This is a genomic window from Gilliamella apis (genome assembly GCF_002142155.1).
Taxonomy (GTDB): domain Bacteria; phylum Pseudomonadota; class Gammaproteobacteria; order Enterobacterales; family Orbaceae; genus Gilliamella; species Gilliamella apis.
Genome location: NZ_NASD01000016.1, coordinates 1 through 24,750 on the forward strand (window position 1 = coordinate 1; position 24,750 = coordinate 24,750).

Here is a 24,750-nt window from a genome sequence, read left to right on the forward strand (position 1 = left end):
CAATAAGATAAGTATTAAACATTACATTTGTAATGTTTAATAATCCATCAAACTAAAATCACAAAAAATGTACATAGAATATTAATCTAAAATTGATGATATGTAATATTTTTTTATGTAAACATTTGTTAAGCAATATATTAAGCAATAATAAAAATGTTGCGAAACAGTTTTTTTGAGTGAGTTATTGTTCCGATTTTATAATTACTTACGATTCAAGCAACTTTAACAAATATTGCTTGCTAATAGCAAAGCCATTACAATGAAGCACAATTAACCATAACTCTTTTATTCCTATGATTACTTATGTTAATGCCACTTTAGATGATTTACCTTTTATTGTTGATGTTTATAATTCAACCATTGCTAGCCGTCAAATTACCGCCGACTTACAACCTGTTTCAGTCGAAAGTCGCTATGCTTGGTTTGAGCAACATAATCCGCAAAAACGTCCGCTTTGGTTAATCAAATATCAAAATCAACCTTGTGGCTGGGTCAGTTTGTCATCTTTTTATGGTCGTCCAGCTTATGATAAAACAGTTGAAATCAGTCTATATCTTCATCAAGATTTCCGAGGTAAGAAAATTGGCCAAACCACGGTGGCACAGATTGAAGCTTTTGCCAAACAAGCGGGTATTGATGCTATATTGAGCTATGTTTTTGGCCATAATATTCCAAGCATTAAGCTATTCGAAAAAATGCATTATCAACAATGGGCATTATTACCCAAAATTGCTGAACTTGATGGTATTAAACGTGATTTGGTTATTTTAGGTAAACGATTTGATTAAACTAATTATCTAATTTAATGTGAGTTTTTCAACGGAAACTTTAGCATATGTCTATCTTAAAAAATGTTCAACCGCTCTATAATCAAGCGAAAATTACCAGTATTTTGATACTGATTAATATTGCCTGTTTTTTTATTTCTCGACTACTTGATGAGCGGGGATTCTCAACATTCAGTCAGAATAGATTCCTGATTGATTGGGGTGCTGATATTGCTCAATTAACTTTTTCTGGGCAATATTGGCGCTTATTTACTAATATTTTCATGCATGTTAGCTTAACCCATCTTGCCATGAATATGTTAGCATTGTGGAGTATTGGCACTATTCTAGAACGCTTGATACCACCATTAGCATTTATTGGCATTTATCTATTATCAGGATTATTTGGTAGTTTAGCCAGTGATGTTGCCACTATTAATTATAATGTCATTAGTTGTGGCGCATCAGGTGCAATTTTAGGGATTATTACCGCATTACTTGCTTATAGCTTAATTAATCGTACTGACTTACAAGAGATGCCAATCAAATCAATCGTAGTCAGTTTATTACTGACCTTTGGTTTAGGGTTGCTACCTTCTATTGATAATATGGCGCATATTGGTGGAGCAATCACAGGGCTTATTTTAGGCGGATTAATTAGCTTTTGTTTAGAAAAATTCCGCAATCAAAAACAGATCTGCACAATATTAATTATCACGATATTAATAGTTTCATCTTTACTTTTATATTGGGGCTATCAGCATTATCAATTGATAAGTGGCTATCTATATTATTAAAAATAAGGCGCAAATCAGATATTGCGCCTTGTTTATATTCTGTTTAATTGTAAATTAATAACTACTTAACACTCTGGCCGGATCGATTTTACAAGCTCTTTGCGCTGGATAATAGCTGGCAATCAAACTTAGTAACATAGCCGTAATAAATACCAAGATGACATCCAAAAGATGAATTTCTGATGGTAAAAAATCAACAAAATAGATATTGCTGTTTAAAAATTTGTGCCCCATTATTGATTCAACCGCTGCCATAATATTGGAAAGTTGCCATGCCAAAATAGATCCAAGCAATACACCAATCACACTACCAATTAATCCAGAAAGCACACCATACCAAATAAAAATGCGTTTTATTAGACGATTAGTCGCCCCGAGTGTTTTTAAAATAGCAATATCACGTTGTTTATCTTTTACCGCAATAACCAGCGTCGACACAATATTAAAACAAGCCACACCAATAACCACAATCATCGCTAAATACATAATTTGTCTAATCATTTGAATATCACGATACATGAAGCCAAAGGTATGTTCCCAACTGTTAAAACTAAGATCTTCTTCCAGATTCAATATTGCATGACCAATAATAGCACTAGCTTGATAGACATTATCAACATTAAGCATTAATCCCGTGACACTGTCACCAATAGCAAGTAACTTTTGTGAATCAGCTAATGGTAATAATGCAACATTGTTACTTAACGTACCACTTAGATCTAAAATACCGTGTACTTGCAAACGAACACGACGAGGAGGCTTAAGTTGCTCAGGATTGTTTGATACAGGAATAAGTAAGGTAACCCACTGCCCTTCATTAACTGCTAACGATTTAGCTAATCCGGCACCTAAAATGATTTGTTGGCTATCAGCTTTAAAATCTTGCCATTTATTATTAAGTACATAGCTAGGTAAAGAACTAATTTTCTGTTCTTGTTCAGGATCAAGTCCTTGTACTTCAACAGCACCAAGCTTACTTCCATTTTCAATCAATCCGGTAAAACTAACATAAGGCGTCACCGATAAGATATTTTTGTTCTCTTGTAACTCGGTTTGTACCTGTTGCCAATTATCTAAATTGCCATATTGTGAATAAATTTGGCCATGTGGTACTACCGATAACACCCTATCGTTGAGTTCTCGTTCAAAACCATTCATGGCGCTTAAACCAATAATCAATGCGGCAATACCGATAGCAATGCTCAAAGTTGAAATAATTGATATCAACGAAACCATGCCACTTTTACGGCGACCTTTACGAAATTTAATGGCTGTAATTAATGATAAATTCATGTTTAATTATCCATTCACCCTTAATTAACAGAATTACTGGCAGATAACTGACCATCACTCATAATCAACTGTTGATCAAGTTTGTTCGCTAAAACTAAATCATGAGTTACGACTAAAAACGCTGTGCCGTGTTCACGGTTAAGTTTGATTAACAGATCAAAAATGGCATCAGCGGTTGATTTATCTAAGTTACCAGTAGGTTCATCGGCCATCACTAAAGCCGGATTATTTATCAATGCCCTGCCTATTGCCACTCGTTGACGTTCACCTCCAGATAATTCTGCAGGACGGTGATTAGCTCGTTTAACTAAATTTACCGACTCTAGCATTGCCATAGCGCGTTTTTTAGCCTCATTTGGAGAGGTACCAGCAATTAATAACGGCATCGCCACATTTTCCAATGCAGTAAAGTCTGGAAGTAGATGATGAAACTGATACACGAAACCAATTTCTTGATTACGTAAATGTGCTTTTTCTTGTTCTGATAACTGATTAAGTTGTTGTGATTTAAATATAATTTCACCTGAAGTTGGTTTGTCTAATCCACCCAATAAATGCAATAAGGTACTCTTTCCAGATCCTGAGCTACCAATAATAGCGAGTAATGATTGCGGATAAATATCAAATGAAACATTTTTTAGTACTTCAGTGACCATTTTGCCTTCTTTATAGGTTTTATAAAGATTTTTAGCCGAAAGAAGTGGCTGTAAATTATTCATAACGTAAAGCCTCCGCTGGTTGAATATTGGCTGCACGGTAGGCAGGATAAAGTGTTGAAATTAGTGATAACATAAGTAATCCGAAAATAATAAATACTATCTGTGAAGGCTCAACCAAACTAGGTAATTCAATACCAGCAAAGGATAATCCAAGTACTGACATCAATTCATTGAGATAGGAAGCCAGTAACAGTCCTATAGCACTACCAAGTAAAGTACCAATGACACCAGAACTAGCACCTTGAATAATAAAAATCAGCATAATTTTAAAACGTGACAAGCCTTGCGTTTTTAAAATCGCGACTTCTCCTTGTTTTTCCATAACCAACAAACTTAATGAAGTAATAATGTTAAAAGCTGCCACAATTACAATCAAACTGATCAATAAGCCCATTACATTTTTTTCCATCTTGATTGCTTGAAACAATTCACCACGTTTAGCTCGCCAGTCAGTAAAAACTAAATCATCGGGTAACGAACGATTAGTTACTGATGAGATGTCCAGTGGATGTGTTAAAAATAATCGCCAACCACTAATATTATTCGCTGGATAACGTAATAAATTTTTGGCATCAGATTGATTGATATAGATTAACGCTTGGTTAATATCATGATTGACCGAAAATAAACCACTTATAGTAAACAAACGTTGTGAAGGAATGCGTCCAACTGGTGTTATCTGGCTAGCATCGGTAACCATTAAGCGAATTTTGTCACCAACCAAAACACCAAGTTGATTAGCCAATGTCTGTCCCAGTATCACATTATAGCTACCCGCTTGTAATGAATCGATTGAACCTGTATAAACATAATTTTCTATTGGATCATGATCCTCTGCGGTGATACCCATTAAGGTACTAACCGTAATACTTTGTTGACTTTGTAGTACCACATCACCGGTAATTATTGGCGTAATTCGTTCAACGCCAGGGGTATTTTCAAATTGTTTAGAATGAATGACTGTTGTATTGATTCTTCCGGTTTTTGAAGTAATTTGCGCTTGGGGGAAAAACTTTAAGATACTATTTTGCATCTGATCTTCCAATCCATTCATTACCGACAAAACCACAATCAAACCGATAGAACCGAGCATGATGCCAATCATAGATAGCCAAGAAACAAAGCGACCAAACCCATCGGTTTTTTGCCCGTATACATAGCGTAAACCTATATAAAATACTAATGGACGAAATATTTTTGACATAATAGTTATAAAGTACCTAAAGTTTTCAATTAAGTTTAACCAGTTAAATTTTAACTGCTTATCATACAGGATTAAACAGTTATAGAAAACAACCATATAATTACGTTATAATCTTAGGCTAACTTTGTCGCAATTATCTATTATTCTAACATGTCAAAAAAATACAATATTTCTAACATCATTCCTAAAAAATCAGGTGAAGTAAAACAAGTCGGTCAACTTGTTGGTTCTTCCCTATCCCAATTTTGTGCACAGGCTATTGCTGCGCACGATGGTTTAGTGGTGATTGTTACCGATGACATGCAACAAACAACTCGTCTTCATGAAGAGTTGAAACAATTTTCAACTTTCCCATCGATTTTTTTCCCCGATTGGGAAACACTACCTTATGATAGTTTTTCACCGCATCAAGATATTGTTTCCGAGCGGCTATCTTGTCTTTATCAACTTGGTCATTTAACTAAAGGTGCCTTAATCCTACCAATTAATACTCTTATGCAAAAAGTATGTCCACAAAACTACTTAGGTGGGCATGTATTTATGATGAAGAAAGGCTTAGCTATAAGCCGTGAAAATCTGCGATTACAACTTGAAAATGCCGGTTATCGTTCAGTAAGTCAAGTCATGGAGCATGGTGAATATGCTACTCGCGGTGCGCTATTTGATATCTACCCAATGGGCAGTGAAAAACCATATCGTATCGACTTTTTTGATGACGAAATAGATAGTATTCGCACTTTTGATGTTGAAAGCCAGCGAACACTCGATGAAATTAATGAAATTCAACTTCTTCCAGCCCATGAGTTTCCATTTGATAAAGCATCCATTGAACTGTTTCGTAGTCAATGGCGAGAGCAATTTGAAGTAAGACTCGATCCTGAAAGTATCTATCAACAAGTCAGTAAAAATATTTTACCTACAGGTATCGAATATTGGCAGGCACTATTTTTTAACGAGCCACTCACGCCACTATTTTCTTACTTTTTATCCAATACGTTGATCATTAACACAGCCAATATTGAACAATTTGCTAATAAATATTGGCAAGATATCACGCAACGTTATGAGAGTCGCAAAGTCGATCCGATGCGACCATTGTTAACGCCAGCGGTAATCTGGTCAAAAACCGATGAGATCTTTGCCCATTTTAAACAATACCCTCGAATCACAATATCACATACTGAAATTAGTGATTCGAACAAAAGTGTTAATTTACCATTTAGTTTTTTGCCAGAGATTGCGATACAAATTCAGCAAAAACAACCTTATTTACATTTTCAGCAATTTACTCAAGATTTCCATGGTAAAATCATTTTTTCAGTTGAATCGGAAGGCCGTAAAGATGCCTTACAAGAGATCTTAGGCCGAATGCGAATACATCCGACATCCATCTCGCAACTTGATCAATTAGCCAATACCGAAAATCGCTACTTTTTAATGATCGGTGCCAGCGAACAAGGTTTTATCGATCAGCAACAAAATTTCGCTTTTATCACTGAAAACGAACTATTAGGTCGTCGGGTTATTCGGCGAAAAAAAGAGAGCAAACAGGCGATCAATACCGATAGTTTAATTCGTAGCTTAGCCGAATTAACCCCTGGCAAACCAGTGGTACATTTAGAGCATGGAGTTGGTCGATATGCGGGTTTAACAACATTAGAGACCGGTGGTATAACAGCCGAATATCTTATCTTGCTCTATGCGAATGAAACTAAACTCTATGTACCGGTTTCATCACTAAATTTAATTAGCCGTTATTCAGGTGGTGATGAAGATAATGCCCCGCTAAACAAATTAGGAACGGATACATGGAGTAAGGCACGACAAAAGGCAGCCGAAAAAGTACGAGATGTTGCCGCTGAATTACTTGATATTTATGCTGAACGAGAAAGCAAACCTGGCTTTGAATTTAAACAAGATCGTGAACAATATGAGCTGTTTTGCCAAGCTTTCCCGTATCAAGAAACTGACGACCAACAAAATGCCATTGGTGCAGTTATTGGTGATATGTGTTCACCTTACGCAATGGATCGATTAGTCTGTGGTGATGTTGGTTTTGGTAAAACCGAAGTGGCTATTCGTGCCGCATTTTTAGCAGTGATTAACCATAAACAGACCGCCGTATTAGTTCCGACCACATTACTGGCTCAGCAACATTATGAGAGTTTTTGTGATAGATTTGCCAATTGGCCAATCCGTATCGAAAGTTTGTCTCGATTTAAAACCGCTAAACAGCAGCAAGCCATTATTCAAGAACTTGCTGAAGGTAAAATCGATATTGTCATCGGTACCCATAAATTATTACAAGAAGATGTAAAATGGCAAGATTTAGGCTTATTAATTGTTGATGAAGAACATCGCTTTGGTGTTCGTCAAAAAGAACGAATCAAAGCAATGCGCGCCAATATCGATATACTCACTTTGACCGCCACCCCTATTCCGCGTACCTTAAATATGGCAATGAGTGGTATGCGTGATTTATCAATTATTGCCACACCACCTGCACGTCGATTAGCTATAAAAACCTTTGTTCGAGAATCTGATGATTTAGTTATTCGTGAAGCAATTCTACGGGAAATTCTCCGTGGTGGTCAGATTTATTATCTACACAATGATGTGTCGGACATTGAAAAAGTGGCAGAAAAACTAACGGAATTGGTACCTGAAGCTCGTGTTGCTATAGGCCATGGTCAGATGCATGAACGTGATCTTGAGCGAGTTATGAATGATTTTCATCACCAACGATTCAATTTATTAGTATGTACAACTATTGTCGAAACAGGAATCGATATTCCTAATGCCAATACGATTATTATCGATCGTGCTGATAAATTTGGTCTTGCACAATTACATCAATTGCGAGGTCGAGTTGGGCGTTCATATCATCAAGCCTATGCTTATTTATTGACACCACATCCAAAATTATTAACTAAAGATGCTAAAAAACGTCTTGACGCTATTGCTACTTTAGAAGATTTAGGTGCTGGATTTGCCTTAGCCACCCATGATCTTGAAATACGAGGTGCCGGTGAGTTACTTGGTAGTGATCAAAGTGGTCAAATTGAAACAATAGGTTTTAATTTATACATTGAATTACTTGATGATGCGGTTAAATCACTTAAAGAAGGCAAAGAGCCTACCCTCGAATCACTACTTAATAATCAACAAACTGAAGTTGAATTACGGTTACCAACACTGATTCCAGATGATTTTATTCCTGATGTAAATACCCGATTATCACTATATAAACGAATTGCGAGTATTGAAAACCTAGATGAACTTACCGATATACAAGTTGAAATGCGAGACCGTTTTGGTCAATTACCCGATCCAGTGCTATTTTTATTAGAAACGACTAAAATCCGCTATCAAGCAAGTAAATTGGGCATTACAAAAATCGAATATGGTGAAAAAGGCGGCTTTATAGAATTTGGCTCTAACAACAAAATTGCGATAGATTATTTAATCGAAACGATTCAAAAATCGCCAAAAAATTATCGCCTAGAAGGAACAAATCGATTAAAATTGCTTAAATCTGATTTACAGCGAGTTGATCGCATTGATTATATTAAAAATTTATTAGCTGATTTTGCAGAGCATCAAGAAAAATAGCTAAAAATATAACAGAATATAAAGAGTAAAAATGAAAAAGACGACACTGGCTGTTGGCGTTATCGCTATATTAGGTTTAAGTTATGTCGGTATTGTCTGGCATACAGGAAACCTAATTGAAAGCAATCTTGATAAATCATTAACGCAAGTTACTGAGCAATTTAACAATAGTCAAAATGTGTTTAAAATCAACATCAGCCATTCTAATGATGAAAAACAGCTATTTTCAACCAAAACTCATATTAATATGACCCTATCTTCCAAAGATGGCAGTTTTGCTGATGTTTTAACGCTTGCTGATAAAGATTTCACAATCCATCATGGTCCATTACCAATCGCGGGCTTAAAACAAGGCATATTTTCACCGCAAATGGCTTGGGTGGAATATGAAACTAGCGAAGAATCTAATCCATTATTATGGAAGACTAATGGTAATCGCCCCTTTATTACTGGTTATATTAGTTTAGATTATAGTAATAATATAATTATAAAACTTTTCAGCAGGAAAATAATTCATCATAGAGAAACAGATAATCATATTAAATTCGAATCCGAATTAGGCAATGGTAATTTCACATTTATTAGTAATATTGATTCGGCTATCCCTTCGATAACACTAAATTTAGATAGATTTCACACTAAAAAATCAGTTCAATATATTACATTAGATAAGCTTCACATTGATCTTGATGGCGAAAAACAGTCAAATATGATTCGTTATAATTTGAATTTAGATTCTTTAAAGACTAATTTAAAAGATATTTACTTCAATTATGAATATGACTATGACAAACCTGATAACAATACCTTTTTAATTGAAAATTTAAAAGCAAATGGGATTATTGATTACGTTAATCAAAATATAACTTTAAATACTAATCTTGATAAATTCAGCTTAATGGCTGAATCAGATGAACAACTACCCTCTACTAAATTAGACAAACTATCTATTAAGCAAAAAATCGATTTAAGTGATACTCGCGTTCTTAATGGCTCGTTCACTTGCAGTGTTGACTCAATCTTATATGGACAACAGAACTTAGGTAATGCAAATATAGATATAGATTATCAAGGTATAGATAAAGCACTGTTTGGTGATGGATTCATAAATGGAGATGCTACAGATAATCAACCTATTCACAGTAAAATTGAACTTAAACAACTAAATTGGCACAATCTTGATGGTGATATCAATATTAGTGGCATAACGACTATCAACAATTTTGATAACACCATGTTAGACGATGACAATTTAAATAGAATCAATAGTTTTAAATTAAATATTGATGCACCACTTAAAGTCTTAGCCCGTAGCTATGCTCAATTTCATCATCCAGAAAATAATGAACTAACTGAACAACAGCTTAACGAATCGAAACAAATCGTTAAAAATCTATACCAACAGATATTAAATAATTCACCACTATTCAAATATAATAAAGGTGACGAACAAGGAATATTTACTAATATTGATATCCCTAACAACAGTGGCCAAGCTAACGTTAATGGTGATATTTTTAACAAAGATGATATGCTTAGTCTATTTTAAACTAGCTTAGTCATAATTTAACTAAATAACTAAATCATATTTTAATGAAATATATTTATAAATAATTTAAAGAAAATAGAAGGTAAGAGAGTAAACATGAAGAAAAGTACACTGGCAATTGGCGTTATTGCAATATTAGGCCTTGGTTATGTTGGTATAGCTTGGCATACAGGCAATGTAATTGAAGCTGAGTTAGATAACACATTAAAAAACATAACAAAACAAGTTAATAATTTACAGAATGATGTTGAAGTACAAATCACCCATTCTAATGATGAAAAAGGTATTTTTTCAACTAAAACACATATAAAAATTATAGCTCAGCCAGATGATGAATTCGATCCTATTACACTATACGATGATGATATCATTATTCATCATGGCCCATTCCCACTAGCAGCCTTAAAACAAGGTACTTTTTCGCCACAAATGGCGTGGCTTGAGTATCAAGGTACAGAAAAATCTAACCCAATTTTATGGAAACTTGCTGGTAACCGGTCATTTGTAAATGGGCATATCAATTTGTCTTATTCTAATAATCTAACCTTTAATATGACCACCCAACCGCTTGTTTTGAGTGATGAAGATCTTATTTTCCAATTTCTTGAAGGTAAGCTTGAACTAGGCCAAATAAATTATGAGGTGTCTAGCAACCTAGACTATGAAAAACCTTCTTTTTCAATATTTATTGATAATTTAAATTATAAAAGACACGATGGTGATGAAATTAAACTAAAAAATTTAAAAGTTATTAATAAAATTGATTATCAAAATTATTTCTTCGAAGCACAAAATAGAGTTGATGATTTATTTATTAATTTAAAGGCTAATACCAACAAACCAACAATTGTGCTTAAAAATTTTGTAATGGACTATAAACTTGCCAATAAAACAACTGGCCTTGAAGGTAATATGGATATTGCAATTGATGCCTTTAATTACGGCAAGCAACAAATGGGAAATGGTACTCTTGAACTTAATGTTCAAGGATTAGATAAATCATTTTTAGACGATTATACGCAAATATCTTGGTTATTAGATTCAACTAATAACTCAAACATCACCAATACTAAAATAGACATTAAAAAATTTCATTGGCACAATGCTTCTGGTGATTTCAACTTTAGTGCATTAGTTGATATTGCTAACCTTAACCAAATGACAATTTATGATAGAGACATTGACAAAATTAACCAACTTTCAATAAATCTTGAAGCGCCATTTGCTGTAATGGCAAGATTTATGTCACAAATAGAAGCTCCTGAGTCAGAACAAATAACCGACAATCAGCTGCAAAAAACAAACAATAATTTACAATTAATGGCACAAATGGCACTGAGTACTTCGCCATTAGTCACCTTTAAAAAAGGTAATACCTCTGGTATATTTAGCGAACTTGATTACTCAAAATCAAAAGATCAAGTAACCATCAATGGCAATAAAATTAGCAAACAAGAATTTCTTAACAATTTAAACTTCTAATCTAAAAAATTCCGCCTATCATCAGGCGGAATTTCATTTAAAAACAATTTAATGAGTCAATATTTATATGAACACTAACTCTTCTGCTGTGCCTGAAAATCAATTTAAACGATCAATGAAGACTCGCCACTTAATCATGTTATCACTAGGTGGTGTTATAGGAACTGGATTATTTTTTAATACTGGTTATATCATTGCTACTGCTGGTGCTATCGGTGCAATTATTGCTTATTTAATTGGTGCAATTGTTGTCTATTTAGTTATGCTTTGCTTGGGTGAGCTGGCTGTCGCGATGCCTGAAACGGGCGCATTTCATACTTATGCATCAAAATTTATTAGTCCTGCAACGGGCTATACGGTTGCTTGGCTCTATTGGTTAACCTGGACTGTAGCATTAGGATCAAGTTTTACTGCTGCCGGTTTATGTATGCAATATTGGTTCCCACAAGTATCAGTTTGGATTTGGTGCTTAGTTTTTTGTGTAGTCATTTTCTTGTTAAATATTATTACCGCACAATTTTTTGCCGAAAGTGAATTTTGGTTTTCCATTATTAAAGTGATTACCATTATTGTATTTATTATCGCTGGTAGTGCGGCTATCTTTGGGTTTATTCCAATGAAAAATAACCTACCTGCGCCATTTTTGCATAATATTACTGAACATGGCTGGTTTCCTAATGGTATTATACCGATTGTTATGACCATGGTATCAGTGAACTTCGCATTTTCAGGAACAGAACTTATCGGTATAGCCGCTGGCGAAACCCATCAACCAGAAAGAACCATTCCCTTAGCGATTAAAACCACTATTCTAAGATTGATTATCTTTTTTGTTGGTACCATTTTTGTGTTAGCTGCCCTGCTACCAATGGAACAAGCAGGAGTTATTAAAAGTCCATTTGTCGAAGTATTTGAAAGTATCGGTATACCTTATGCTGCTGACATTATGAATTTTGTTATCTTAACTGCCATTTTATCCGCAGCTAACTCTGGATTATATGCTTCTGGTCGTATGTTGTGGTCGCTATCTAATCAGGGTACATTACCAAAATGCTTTGGTAGATTAAATCCCAAAGGTATTCCAACTACCGCTATTGCCGTTAGTATGATTGGTGGTTTATTAGCACTGTTTTCCAGTGTTATTGCACCAGATACTGTGTTTGTAGGCTTAACGGCAATTTCAGGATTTGCCGTCGTTGCTGTTTGGTTAAGTATTTGTGCCTCACATTACTTTTTTAGAAAACAATTATCTGCCTCTGAAATACAATCTCTAAAATATAAAGCACCTCTTTATCCATTAGTGCCTATTTTAGGGTTTATATTATGTTTAATTGCTTGTATTGGACTGGCTTTCGATCCTGAACAACGGATTGCCCTTTATTGTGGTATTCCATTTGTAGTGGTTTGCTATATCGCCTATCATGTTACCCGAGCTTATCAACAACGAGTAAATCGATAATGTCAAAAGAAAATCCTATATCGCAGCTATTAAACCAAAATAACTACGTAATTATTGACGGTGCTTTAGCAAGTGAGCTACAGCGCCGTGGTTGTGATCTTAATGATAGCTTATGGTCAGCTAAAGTATTAATTGAACAACCCGATCTTATTAGACAAGTTCATTATGATTATTTTAATGCCGGTGCTGATTGTGCTATTACCGCTAGTTATCAAGCGACACCATTAGGTTTTGCCCAAAAAGGGATATCACTTGCCGAATCAATAAATTTGATTAAACAAAGTGTAACATTAGCTCAACAAGCCAAACAACAATATCTAGATCAAATTAAGTCAGATAAGTTATTAGTTATCGCTGGTTCGGTGGGGCCTTATGGAGCCTATTTGGCAGACGGTTCAGAATATACAGGCAATTATCAACTCAGTGAAAATGAATTTATCGATTTTCATCAGGCCAGAATGCAAGCACTTATAGATGCAAAAGTTGATATTTTAGCTTGTGAAACCCTACCCAATTTTGTTGAAATAAAAGCGTTAGCTAAACTACTACAACAATATCCAACAATGACAGCATGGTTTTCGTTAACGTTAAAAGATGCCAATCACCTTAGTGATGGAACTCCACTTGTCGAAGTGATTGATTATCTAAATCAGATTGATCAGGTAGTTAGTATCGGTATTAATTGCATTGCCTTAGAAAAGGTCTCTCAGGCATTAACTGAATTACAAACACTCACGGCGAAACCTTTAATTGTTTATCCTAATTCAGGTGAGCAATATGATCCAACCACTAAACAATGGCACAAAGATCATCAACATAATTGTACCTTTGATAATCAATTGCCAGTTTGGATCAAGTTAGGGGCAAAATTGATTGGTGGCTGCTGTCAAACGACTCCAAATGATATTGCAAAAATTGCTCACTATTTAAAAGCAGCTAATTAAGTATAATCGATAGATTAAATTTATAGCCATAGACAAATAAATCAGCACCGTTAATTAAATCGCTAAGATTGATTAACGGTGTTTTTTATAAAATTAGGAATTTTATAACCTAAAAAACCCCTCTCCTCAATTTTTTTGCTTCAAAAAAGTGCTTTCCTCAAAATTTTTTCACCCACATTTAATAACATAACATTCATCGGACCTATCTAGCATCGGAACTACTGTAATAAGTAGAATTTTATATCAAGAATGTAAGTTTAGTTTGTATTCTATTCGATATTAGCATGACGGTTTTTCATTATTTCTGGCGTCTGTTGCAATTCGGTCATTAGACTGTAAATAATGCTGTCATAAGTGAGTAATGATAGTTGTTCAAACGTACTGCCCATCGGTTGATTTAGTTCAAGCACTTTTATTGGAATTGCCACAATATTATCCGCTAATTTGGCTAAGCTAGAGTTGCTATTGGTAGTAAATAATATTATTTTAACGCCGAGTGCTTTTGCTTGATTGGCATAAGCAATTAAGCTTTTGGTTTCACCGGAACTCGATCCTAAAATTAATAAATCACCAACATTTGCTCTTGGTTTACTAATTTCAGTTATCAAACTAACATTCAAGCCCAAATGCATTAATCGATTAGCAAATGCCCCAATCATTAATCCAGAGCGGCCTGTCCCAGCAAGAAAGATATGTTGTGCAGCAATAATGGCATTTTTAAATTGTCTGAGTTGTTCCTCATTGATAGAGCTTACTTGTGCTGATATTTCAGTTAATATTTTTGATAATACATCTTTAGTATCCATTATTATTTCCCTATTTGATTGCCGCTTTTAATCTTTCTATATTGCTTTCGAGCGGATTATTGTTAAAGATAAAGCCACCCGATACGATACTGTTGGCGCCAGCTGTAACACATAAAGATATGTTTTGATCGTTAATATTGCCATCAACCTGAATATCGTAATGGTAATTATCGATTTGCTTTAAACTTTTTAATTGTTCTATTTTTTGTAGCGTAAAAGGTAAAAAACTTTCATTTTTTTGGCCTGGATTGACCGTCATAACTAAAACCTGATCGACCTGAGGTAATAAGAGCTTCAGATTTTCAACTGGAGTACAAGGGTTTATAGCTATACCGACTTTAATATTACTATTTTTGATTTTATTAATAATATATGAATGATGCGCTGTCGCTTCATAATGAAAGGTAATAATATCAGCTTTAGCATCAATAAAATCAACTATAGCTAATTCAGGTCTTTCAACCATTAAATGGCAATCTAAAATAAAATCAGTATGCGCTTTTAGATTTTTAACAAAGCTAGCATTAAAGCCTAGATTTGGTACATAATGATTATCCATTACATCAATATGTAGTTGGCGAATACCTAAAGTTTGTAGATTTTCTAGAGTTTCTTTGATCTGATAAAGATCAGAATTAAATAGTGATGGAGACAGTATCATAATTATCTCCTTTTATTAAAGACCCATCAGCATAAAATTAACATTACGTTTCCTTTCACGTAGTGCATCCCAATCAACAAAATAAATTCGTCCTAACTGCCCTAATAACGGCTGACCATCTTTAATAATTAATACAATTGAAAAATGACCAAACAGTGATGATTTGATATGAGCATCGGTATTTAACATAACCCATTTTTCAGCTGGATAATTAGGATCACTAAGACTTAAACCAAATTCAACATGCTTTGGACCTGGTGAGTTATATTGATTTTCGCTGGTCATCCGTGGAGCAATTTTTTCTAATGTATTGTTGATATCCACTTGCAGAAATTCATCACCAAAAAAATTGGTATCATGCATGCATTCTTCAAAAAAAAGTGAACATGTTGTATGGCTAGTAGCTATCGTTAATTGACCATTTTGGATATTGGATTGCTTTACAAACTGTTTTAATTGCTCAGTAATATCGTGGTATGAATGCCTACCTGCAACTGTGTTGATTTCAATGGCGTGATGAATAATATTCATAATAGTTTATTCCTTGTTATAGCCCCATCTAATTTGTAGTTAAGCTTTACAAAATAAATGAGGCGATCATTATCAATACTTAAGATTAATTTGGATTAAATAGCTAAACGCTTTTTCAATTCAGCAAAAAATTCATTTAATCCAACACCAGTAAGTAGTGGTAATCCATTAATTACTTTCGCTTTAATTGAATCAGGTACAATAGTAGTGCTTACAACCACATCATAAGAGTCTATCTTATTAAGTTCATCAGCAATCTTAGATTGATAGATTTTTACCTGATCTGTTAATTTTTCATCACTAAGCCATTTATTCACTTTGCTTACTGCGATGGTTGAAGTTGCATGCCCTGCACCACACATGATAAGTAAATTCTTCATATGATTATTTCCTTTTAATACATTTCAATTTTTTTGATTTTGTTGATATAGATAAGTAAGCAAAGAATAACTAGCGCTAAACCAATTAAACCAATAAAACCAAGATGGGTTAACAATAGTACGAATAAGGTTACTGGCCATAATCCACATAAAATCACAGTAACAATACCAGCAGTACCTACATCGTAATTAGCCAAATGGAATACATCAGTAATAACTGGAGCAAGCCATGTTGCCATATATAAGCAGACGACCAAATAGATGGTGCCACCTAAAATTGAACGAATAATATTACCTTTGAAAAACGGTACCATTAAACAGATGCCAAAGGCATAGAAAGCTAAATCACCAAAAGGTAGCACTTTATTACCCGGTAAAATTAAGGCTAATAATAATGAAACTGGCACCATAATTAACGCAGTTGCCATTACCGCAGGATGACCAACAGTTAACGCAGCATCCATACCGATGTTAACTTGTTTGCCATTGAGTTTTTTACTGGTAAATTCACGAGCAGCATCAGCAACAGGAAGTAAGCCTTCCATAAACATAGCCACCATTTTCGGCATAATTTTCATGATTGCTGCTGTTGAAATTGCTAATTTACCAATTTGTGGAACATCGTAATTAGCTAAGATACCAACAACAATACCGATGATTAAACCAATTACCACTGTATCACCGAAAATCCCAAATCGTTTGGTTAATGTTTCTGAATCAGCATTTAATTTGTTTAGTCCTGGAATACGGTCAAATATCCAATTTAATGGGATTGCAACAATTGCCCCTGATAACGCCATAAGGTGAGTAACGGCAATACCCGGATATCCAAAGAATGAACTAATTGGTTTTTGTAAAAGATCAGCCAAAAACCATTGCAACATTACAGCAGTGATACAACCAATAATACCAACCCAATATTCACCAGTTACTGAATAAGCCACCAAGCCGAGGAAAATTGCAAACCAGAAGTTCCAAATATCAACATTTAACGTTCTAGTCCAACCTAGTGAAATAAATAAAAAGTTGATAATTAATGAAGCAGGAATGAGTAATAATCCCAATGTAGTTGAGAATGCTAACGGACCACCTACTCCACAACCAATATCCATGATGCTTAATGACGTTCCATATTGCTCACCCATTTTTTGAATCGCAACACCTAACGTATCTGATAATAAACCAATAACTAAACCAAGACCGACAATACCAATACCGACGGTAATACCAGACATTATTGCTTTGGAAAAGCTAACTCTGAAAAACAAGGCGATAATAAAAATGATGATAGGTAAAAAAACGACCCCACCTAAATTTATTAGCCATTGAAAAATATTAATGACACTATCCATTTGTAACTCCTTAATAAAAATAATCCATCCTATTTAACACCAGCGCTATTTAAAATAGAGATAAATTCGTTAGTTGACTGACATTGTTCTAATAATTTTATTTGCTCCTCATTTTGAAATAAGCCGATTAAATTTTGTAAATTCTCAACCTGTTCATGTGGTTGCTTCATTGCTAACATGAAAATAAATTTGACTGGTATTTGCTCTTTATCATCGGTCATACCAGAAAAAATCACCGGATGTTTTAGCGATGCAAAACAAATTTGTGATTGATTCACTTTTGAGGAATCGGTGTGGGGAATTGCAAAACCAATCGAATTAACTAATAAACCAGTCGGGTATTGCTGTTCTCTTTCTAAAATACCTGTTAAATAATCTTGTTTAACAATGCCATGTGACAATAACATTTGTGCCATTGTGGTTAAGATCTCTTCTTTGGTTTTTGCCTCAATGTTAAATAGGCATAAATGTTGATCAAAGTACATTCTTGATTCCTCTTTGATTATCCAAAAATTGTTTAAGTTGTTTAAAATTTATAAGATTTTTTAAGGATGAAATTGCTTGTTTATTTGAAACAATTTCATAAATTTCGGTAAAAACGTCATTAATGCTATTGATATTGTCTTCGGAAAGACTAACCATAATAATAATACTGACATCAATCATGCCCCATTTTATTGGTCGTTTGAGGGTCATAATTGAGATACTTGATTTAATAACAAACATTGGCGAACCATGCGGTAAAGCAATGCCGTTTTCGATTGAAGTGTCGCCGATTTCTTCTCGATATAAAACTGAGTCACGATAGTTTTTAGTCACTAAGCCTTTATCTTCTAACTTACTTATCAGCAAATTAAGGCAGTCACTTTTATGCTGAATATCAACATTTAATTCAATTAAATCCGCATTGACAAATTTGGCGGTAGATGGGTAATAATTACCTTTGTCTGAAAAATCGGATTGTTTATTCAAGACATAGTTAGCGTAAGCTTGAATAATATTTTGATAGTCTTGTTTGTTCAACAAAGATGATATTTTGACCATCGGTTTATTAATATTTTTGATATCGAGAGTGGTGATGATCAAGTCGACATTACTAAGCTTAGTCGAATTCAGTTTAGCCACAGAATAGACTTCAATATTGTCTTTAGATGGCAAAAATTTGCGGACTTTATTTAAGATTAAATTTGATGATGAACATCCATATTGACATATAATAACGATGTTATTGGCATCAGCGGCTTTATCTAAGGCTATCTGGAAATGAATCAATAAAAAAGATATTTCATGATCATTTAAATGAATATCAAATTTACGTTCTAAGTCTGAAAGTGCATACCATAACACACTAAATAATTTCGAATATTCCTGTTTTATTTCATCTAATATTGGATTAATAATACGAATTTGCTTTTGTAACCGAGTAATCATCGGTGGAAAATGCGACAATAATGAGTGAAATAATTTTCCATCACCCGAGAGATCGACACTTTCAATATCGCCTATTTTTTTGATGATCCTACGAATAATTTGCTCATAAAAACTATCATCAACAATGACATTTTCATCAATAATACGATGAGCAAAAAACAATTTACTTAGGTATTTAATATCATTGGTCGAAAACGTCACATTAAAAGTCAACTCTAACGTTTTAGCCAGTTCCGAGGCAATCAAATAAGATTGCATATATCGGATATGATTAAATAAGAAATCACTCTCTTCCGGAATTGAATAACCTAAACACAATCTTTTTAGCTGAATGGTGATAGATATCAGTAATGAAGATAAATAATGTTCCGAAGATTGTACGACTACCGATTCAAAACGTTCAAATAATAACTGAGTTATCTGTTCAAAAGAGTCATCGCCAATAAATGATTTCATCAATTGATTGAGATAATAATCATCTTGTTTATGAATATACAAAGATAAGAAATGTTTAATCGCTCGTTGAATTTGATTTTCATTACCGTCAATATAAATTCCTTTATGAGTGACATTTAATAGAATATTTTCTTGTTCAAGAGCCCGATTAATAAATTCAATATCTTTGTGTAACGATGTTTTACTGACTAAATAATCATCCGATAATTGTTCCAGTGATACTGATTCACTTTTAAGTAAACAGCGTTTGACGATATCTAATCGACGGTATTCAGGACTTAAGCGTCGTGATTTTTGATTAAAATAGCTATGACTATTTTTTTGTTCTAAATAGCTAATAATCGGCTCAATATCGGTTTTTTCACCTACTAGCATTAGCCCTTTACGGGGAGACTTTTCGATTCGAATATCCGTATTCGGTACCGTTATTAACTGTTCATTTAGTTTTTCAATATCGTAATATACCGTTTTAGTTGAAATTGATAATTTTGAACTAAAAAAAGCAGCCGGTTTAAATTCCGATTGGCTAAAAAGTAGTTTAAGTAATTTGATTTGTCTTTCCATTACTCAACTCCTTTTCTAATTGTTGTTGCAATACATTCATAACTTGATGATTTAAAGTATAGTTAGTTAAATAAATAAGACGATTACATTTTTTTCCAGATTAATCTGGAATAGAATGTGATCTTAATTAATGTAGAGTGATGAGATTGACTGAATATCAAGCTTAAAATAGGGTATTTGTTTTAATATAGATAACCAATAATTGGTAGATATTAAAATAGAAACTTATGCAGAACGTAACATCTTAGGCGAAATACCAAAACGTTTTTTAAAATAATAGGCAAAACGAGAACCACTATCATAACCAACTGATTGGGCGATAAGTTGGCTTTGCACAGGAATATTTACCACCTGCCAATGCCACCAACCGGATCCCGTCGGTGCATCAGGATCATACATGGTCAATACTAAACTTTTAGCATTAGTTGGAACATTCTGCCATTCAATTTGCGGTGAGATGTTATCGCCAGTACAACCAAATTGATTGGCAATAAATTTACTAGTAAATCCATCTTTAGCTAATTCTGGAATGATTAATTTTAATTGATCGGCTAAACAATCAAAAGGTGCAAGCATCGCCAAGCTTAATAATAATGGTTTAAAGTGTTTTGCTATAAACATGTTGTTTCCTTTTTTATTAACATATGAATGTTTAACAATAAACCATTATTAACGAACAATCAGTACACTATCAGCCAATTTAGGTACAAATTAGCTTAACTTTATTTTTTTGTTGCTAATACCCTTTCTACCGTATCAACGATAGCTTGAGTTTGTGAGTCAATTTCAATATTTACTTCATCACCAATCTTTTTACTATCTAGAGTGGTAATCGCTAATGTTTCAGGAATTAGATGGATATTAAATTGATTATCTTTTACTTCTCCTACCGTTAAACTTGCACCATCTATACCAATAAAACCTTTGAATAAAACATATTTTATAAATCTTTCTGGTATAGCTAATGTCATTTGACAATTAGTTGCTGTTTTCTGGATGTCAATAATGGAAGCACGGCAAGAGACATGCCCAGACATTACATGACCACCAATTTCATCGCCGTATTTAGCACTTCGTTCAATATTTACCAAATCATTTAACTTTTTACTGCCGAGAGTTGTTAAGGCTAACGTTTCTTGCATAATATCAAAAGTAACCCAATCATCTTGAAAATCGGTCACGGTTAAACAACATCCATCGTTAGCAATGGATGCACCGATTTCGATATGTTGTGTTAATTTTGCTGGTAATTTTACCTTATAAGTACGTAATTTATCTTGATCGATGATATCAATAATTTGACCAACACCTTGAACGATTCCAGTAAACATTATTATAACCTTTATTATTCATCATGATTATCAGCTATTTTAGCGCAAACGATAAAAAAATAATAATGATTACAATCAAATGATTTTGGTTAACCTGCCTGATAAATGAAATAATTTACTCTGTAAAAAGATACCCATTTTATTAGTCTACTGATATGATCATGGTTAATTAATGATTTAAAGGTTTTCCATTTATGTTAAAACTTATTTTAGCTATTTCGGTCGGTTCAGTTGCTGGAGGCTTATTGCGCTGGTTTTTATCGTTAAAGTTAAATGTGATTGCTTTTACTATTCCGTTAGGAACCTTAGTTGCTAATTTAATTGCTGGTTATATTATCGGTTTAGCCATTGCCTTTTTTAATCACACGCCCCTATCCCCTGAATGGCGATTGTTAATAATTACTGGTTTTTGTGGTGGATTATCGACTTTTTCCACCTTTTCAGCTGAGATTGTTAATTTTCTTCAGGAGGGACGTTTTGGTTGGGGATTAACTACCATCGTGATTCATGTCGCAGGTTCAGTATTGATGACCTTTTTAGGTGTTTTAACCTATCAATATTTTCGCTCATGAAGATATATTACTCCATAATAATCTAAAAAATGAGCATAAATAGTATTTACAACCGCAAAATACTGTATTAATATACACTGTATAAGTAAACAGTATAGAGGTTATTATGCTTATTGAACATTCATCACCACAACTTATGGCTATAAATTTTGAAACACCTTTTCAACAAGTGTTGCAACAGCAGAGACCTTTATTACGTTCATTCAATAAAGAAAAAAAATGGCAATTATGGCTATCAGATCGTCCAATGTTAAAACGTTCATGGTTAAATATTGCCGGGCTTGATAAACAAAAAGTCGTACATTTGGCTAACTTAACTAATAATAATTTAGTCTCGACTATAGAAAAGGCACTACAAAGTAAAACCTGTAGTTATGTGGTTGCTTGTATTAACGATCTTAATGAGCAGGACAAACAACGTTTACAACAGGCCGTATTAACTAGCGATACATGTTTATTCTTAGTTCACGATGAACAAAGTCAGCCAGCTATTCAATACCATTAATTTGAAAATTAACCGTTCAAATAAAAATAGTGTTTGGCATACCATTTAATTATTTTTTATTAACAGCCGTTGTTATAAAAAGACACTATCTAATGTGGTAGTGTCTTTTTTTATTTATACCACTATCATTAATGTTAAATCACCGAATAAGTTAAATTGTTTACTGTAGCAAAATATAAGCGAACTTTTATAAAAGTTGTTGAATCAAGTTAAACTGCTAGTTGGAATTGTAAGTTAAATGAGTGAAAAAAATTGTTAACCGAACTCAGAGCAATCAAGATTCGGTCATCGATTCATCTTGCGCTTCTTGTTTAGCTTGATTGATGATAGCTTTAACAATCCATTGTGAAAGATCTATCACTTGCTCACTCTCAAAGTTCCAAATATCTTTTAGCACCATGAATATTTCAGAACCATATATGATTGAAATTGAGTAGATAACTTTATCAAAAAGCTCATCAGAGAATTGAGCTCTGAGTGGCTGTAATAAATTGGTAAGAATTTCCTTACGATTACCTCGCACAAGTTTTTTAGTCTTTTCCGTTATTTGTGAGCGTTCATCTGCCCATTGTTTTAAAGAAAGGCTTAAAGCTGCACGTAATGTTCCCTCATGTTTTAACATTTGCGGCAAAGCAAAAGCTAAAAAATCATTTATCCGATCTTCGACATTTTCTCTATCTGATTGCCATAAGAATATTGGACTAAGTGATTGTTCAACAGCCGCTGATATTAAATCGGTTTTAGTCGGGAAATAGCGATAAGCAGTAGCTCTAGAAATACCTGTTCTATCTGATAATTCAGTAATAGATATATCTTTACCCTGCTCTAAAGCCTCAATCGCAGTTTCGATAAGACGATCGTAAGTTCTTTTTTTGGCCCCAGAATATTTCTTAGAGTTCATTAAGCTATTTATATTCATATTGTTATTTATTGCCAACTAGTAAACTTTTGTAAATTATACAACTTTTTTTAACAAACTATAATATTTAAAAAATTTTCAAAAAAATTTAAAAAAAATGAGACTAATGTCTCATTTTTAGCTTATAATTATCAAAGTAGTAATCGCTGATAGTTGAGTAAGAAGTATCGAGTTCTATTTTATCTGTTAAGGAGAAATAAATGGCATCGCATAACATGGTTTACTTAGTCGCGACACTAGACACAAAAGGAGAAGAGATTGTTTACGTCAAACATTTACTTAGTAAAAGAAATGTTGAAAGTAAAATAGTTGATATCTCTACTAAACAACCGCATTCTTTTAATCACATTGCTGATATTAGCGCCAGCACTGTTGCTAAATATCATCCCGAGGGTGAAAAAGCTGTTTTTGCCACCGATAGAGGAAAGGCTATCGTTGCAATGGCTAATGCATTTAAACAATTTTTAATAGCGCAAAATGATGTTGACGCTATCCTCGGTTTAGGTGGCTCGGGTGGTACCGCATTAATCACTCCAGCTATGCAAGCACTGCCTATTGGCGTACCAAAGTTGATGGTTTCAACCATGGCCTCAGGTGATATATCTGGGTATATCGGTGCAAGTGATATTGCGATGCTCTATTCCGTTACCGATATTGCTGGCGTAAATGTTATATCAAGAAAAGTACTCGCCAATGCAGCTAATGCTATCGCAGGTTCAGTGTTATTTAAAACACAAGAACAAGTCGAAGATAAACCAGCAATTGGATTAACCATGTTCGGAGTTACAACCCCGTGTGTTCAATCGCTTTCAGCAAAATTAAATGATAAATATGATTGCTTAGTTTTTCATGCAACGGGTAGTGGCGGTAAAGCAATGGAAAAATTAGCTGATAGCCATTTATTAAAAGGTGTACTTGATATTACTACAACGGAAGTTTGTGATCATCTATTTGATGGAGTACTTGCTTGTGATGATGACCGATTTGAAGCCATCGCAAGAAGCGAAGTCCCATATATTGGATCATGTGGCGCCCTTGATATGGTTAATTTCGGTAGTCCAGATACTATTCCAGAAAAATATCGAGATCGTCTGTTTTATCCTCATAATCCACAAGTTACTTTAATGCGAACCACGCCTGAAGAAAATAAAATCATGGCAAATTGGATCGCTACAAAACTAAATAAATGTCAAGGTGAAGTAGTTTTTATTATTCCTGAAAGTGGTTTTTCTGCCCTTGATATTGAAAATGGGGATTTTTGGTCACCGCAAGCGGATCAAGCTTTCATAGATGAGTTTGAAAAAGTCTTTATTCAAACTGAAAAACGACGGTTAATAAAAACCTCGCATCATATTAATTCACCAGAATTTTGTAATTTAGTTATTAACGAATTTAAAAATATAATTAAATAAA

Annotated in this window: 23 protein-coding genes; 10 read left to right on the forward strand and 13 right to left on the reverse strand. The window is 33.8% G+C overall.

From position 1 onward, the window contains the following. Nucleotides 1-296: 296 nt before the first annotated feature. Together B6C84_RS08100 and B6C84_RS08105 are read left to right on the forward strand one after the other, a co-directional pair. Complete coding sequence (locus B6C84_RS08100; RefSeq protein WP_086320692.1) at nucleotides 297-791, forward strand: GNAT family N-acetyltransferase; 495 nt, start codon at nucleotides 297-299, stop codon at nucleotides 789-791. 47 nt (nucleotides 792-838) lie between these two features. Further along, the gene (locus B6C84_RS08105; protein ID WP_086320693.1) at nucleotides 839-1,567 is read left to right on the forward strand and encodes a rhomboid family intramembrane serine protease; all 729 of its coding nucleotides are present in this window, start codon (nucleotides 839-841) and stop codon (nucleotides 1,565-1,567) included. A 54-nt stretch (nucleotides 1,568-1,621) separates the two neighbouring features. Here B6C84_RS08105 and lolE read toward each other — a convergent pair whose 3' ends face one another. From lolE to lolC, 3 genes are read right to left on the reverse strand one after another with little or no spacing between them, the layout of a single operon-like run. Beyond that, a complete protein-coding gene (lolE, locus tag B6C84_RS08110) occupies nucleotides 1,622-2,860 on the reverse strand; it encodes a lipoprotein-releasing ABC transporter permease subunit LolE (RefSeq protein WP_065651073.1) in 1,239 nt (412 codons plus the stop codon). Nucleotides 2,861-2,880: 20 nt separating this feature from the next. Next, on the reverse strand, nucleotides 2,881-3,579 hold the full coding sequence (gene lolD, locus B6C84_RS08115) for a lipoprotein-releasing ABC transporter ATP-binding protein LolD (protein WP_086320694.1): 699 nt from the start codon (nucleotides 3,577-3,579) through the stop codon (nucleotides 2,881-2,883). After that, nucleotides 3,572-4,774, reverse strand: coding sequence for a lipoprotein-releasing ABC transporter permease subunit LolC (lolC, locus tag B6C84_RS08120; protein ID WP_086320726.1), 1,203 nt, complete (start codon nucleotides 4,772-4,774; stop codon nucleotides 3,572-3,574). The genes lolD and lolC overlap by 8 nt, the downstream gene beginning before the upstream one ends. Before the next feature lie 159 nt (nucleotides 4,775-4,933). Between lolC and mfd the strand changes: the two genes are divergently transcribed. The 5 genes from mfd to mmuM all read left to right on the forward strand — a co-directional run bounded on the left by mfd (nucleotide 4,934) and on the right by mmuM (nucleotide 13,829). Then, entirely contained in the window at nucleotides 4,934-8,395 is a 3,462-nt protein-coding gene (gene mfd / locus B6C84_RS08125; protein WP_086320695.1) for a transcription-repair coupling factor, read from the forward strand. A 31-nt stretch (nucleotides 8,396-8,426) separates the two neighbouring features. Beyond that, a complete protein-coding gene (locus B6C84_RS08130) occupies nucleotides 8,427-9,944 on the forward strand; it encodes a DUF945 family protein (RefSeq protein ID WP_086354289.1) in 1,518 nt (505 codons plus the stop codon). 96 nt (nucleotides 9,945-10,040) lie between these two features. Further along, the gene (locus B6C84_RS08135; protein ID WP_086320697.1) at nucleotides 10,041-11,426 is read left to right on the forward strand and encodes a YdgA family protein; all 1,386 of its coding nucleotides are present in this window, start codon (nucleotides 10,041-10,043) and stop codon (nucleotides 11,424-11,426) included. Between the two features lie 67 nt (nucleotides 11,427-11,493). Next, nucleotides 11,494-12,885 (forward strand): S-methylmethionine permease, encoded by a 1,392-nt coding sequence (gene mmuP / locus B6C84_RS08140; RefSeq protein WP_086320698.1) that lies wholly within the window; start codon nucleotides 11,494-11,496, stop codon nucleotides 12,883-12,885. Continuing rightward, nucleotides 12,885-13,829 carry a homocysteine S-methyltransferase gene (gene mmuM, locus B6C84_RS08145; protein ID WP_086320699.1) on the forward strand — a complete coding sequence of 315 codons (945 nt, stop codon included), beginning with the start codon at nucleotides 12,885-12,887 and terminating at the stop codon, nucleotides 13,827-13,829. Before mmuP ends, mmuM begins: the two co-directional genes overlap by 1 nt. Before the next feature lie 269 nt (nucleotides 13,830-14,098). Here the strand turns inward: mmuM and hxlB are convergent, their stop codons facing one another. The 9 genes from hxlB to B6C84_RS08190 form a co-directional block, all read right to left on the reverse strand. Continuing rightward, entirely contained in the window at nucleotides 14,099-14,635 is a 537-nt protein-coding gene (hxlB, locus tag B6C84_RS08150; RefSeq protein ID WP_086320700.1) for a 6-phospho-3-hexuloisomerase, read from the reverse strand. A gap of 10 nt (nucleotides 14,636-14,645) precedes the next feature. Next, nucleotides 14,646-15,296 carry a ribulose-phosphate 3-epimerase gene (rpe, locus tag B6C84_RS08155; RefSeq protein WP_174565013.1) on the reverse strand — a complete coding sequence of 217 codons (651 nt, stop codon included), beginning with the start codon at nucleotides 15,294-15,296 and terminating at the stop codon, nucleotides 14,646-14,648. Between the two features lie 15 nt (nucleotides 15,297-15,311). Continuing rightward, on the reverse strand, nucleotides 15,312-15,827 hold the full coding sequence (locus B6C84_RS08160) for a YjbQ family protein (RefSeq protein ID WP_065613023.1): 516 nt from the start codon (nucleotides 15,825-15,827) through the stop codon (nucleotides 15,312-15,314). Between the two features lie 95 nt (nucleotides 15,828-15,922). Beyond that, complete coding sequence (locus tag B6C84_RS08165) at nucleotides 15,923-16,207, reverse strand: PTS sugar transporter subunit IIB (RefSeq protein WP_034901958.1); 285 nt, start codon at nucleotides 16,205-16,207, stop codon at nucleotides 15,923-15,925. Between the two features lie 14 nt (nucleotides 16,208-16,221). Further along, a complete protein-coding gene (locus tag B6C84_RS08170) occupies nucleotides 16,222-17,559 on the reverse strand; it encodes a PTS galactitol transporter subunit IIC (RefSeq protein WP_034883654.1) in 1,338 nt (445 codons plus the stop codon). A 29-nt stretch (nucleotides 17,560-17,588) separates the two neighbouring features. Beyond that, nucleotides 17,589-18,044 (reverse strand): PTS sugar transporter subunit IIA, encoded by a 456-nt coding sequence (locus B6C84_RS08175; protein WP_086320702.1) that lies wholly within the window; start codon nucleotides 18,042-18,044, stop codon nucleotides 17,589-17,591. Continuing rightward, nucleotides 18,034-20,010, reverse strand: coding sequence for a BglG family transcription antiterminator (locus tag B6C84_RS08180; RefSeq protein WP_086320703.1), 1,977 nt, complete (start codon nucleotides 20,008-20,010; stop codon nucleotides 18,034-18,036). The genes B6C84_RS08175 and B6C84_RS08180 overlap by 11 nt, the downstream gene beginning before the upstream one ends. 225 nt (nucleotides 20,011-20,235) lie before the next feature. After that, the gene (locus tag B6C84_RS11735; RefSeq protein ID WP_425319293.1) at nucleotides 20,236-20,631 is read right to left on the reverse strand and encodes a YbhB/YbcL family Raf kinase inhibitor-like protein; all 396 of its coding nucleotides are present in this window, start codon (nucleotides 20,629-20,631) and stop codon (nucleotides 20,236-20,238) included. Nucleotides 20,632-20,732: 101 nt separating this feature from the next. Beyond that, nucleotides 20,733-21,341: a riboflavin synthase gene (locus tag B6C84_RS08190; RefSeq protein WP_065651062.1), complete on the reverse strand. Its 609-nt coding sequence runs from the start codon at nucleotides 21,339-21,341 to the stop codon at nucleotides 20,733-20,735. 194 nt (nucleotides 21,342-21,535) lie between these two features. On the opposite strand from B6C84_RS08190, the gene crcB reads away from it, so the two are divergent. Next, complete coding sequence (crcB, locus tag B6C84_RS08195; RefSeq protein WP_086320705.1) at nucleotides 21,536-21,913, forward strand: fluoride efflux transporter CrcB; 378 nt, start codon at nucleotides 21,536-21,538, stop codon at nucleotides 21,911-21,913. Between the two features lie 106 nt (nucleotides 21,914-22,019). Next, nucleotides 22,020-22,418 carry a cell division inhibitor SulA gene (locus B6C84_RS08200; RefSeq protein ID WP_065578678.1) on the forward strand — a complete coding sequence of 133 codons (399 nt, stop codon included), beginning with the start codon at nucleotides 22,020-22,022 and terminating at the stop codon, nucleotides 22,416-22,418. Nucleotides 22,419-22,692: 274 nt separating this feature from the next. Here the strand turns inward: B6C84_RS08200 and B6C84_RS08205 are convergent, their stop codons facing one another. Next, the gene (locus B6C84_RS08205) at nucleotides 22,693-23,319 is read right to left on the reverse strand and encodes a TetR/AcrR family transcriptional regulator (RefSeq protein ID WP_217332239.1); all 627 of its coding nucleotides are present in this window, start codon (nucleotides 23,317-23,319) and stop codon (nucleotides 22,693-22,695) included. A 218-nt stretch (nucleotides 23,320-23,537) separates the two neighbouring features. On the opposite strand from B6C84_RS08205, the gene B6C84_RS08210 reads away from it, so the two are divergent. Continuing rightward, nucleotides 23,538-24,749, forward strand: a complete 1,212-nt coding sequence (locus B6C84_RS08210; protein ID WP_086320707.1) for a Tm-1-like ATP-binding domain-containing protein — start codon at nucleotides 23,538-23,540, stop codon at nucleotides 24,747-24,749. Nucleotide 24,750 lies beyond the last annotated feature (1 nt).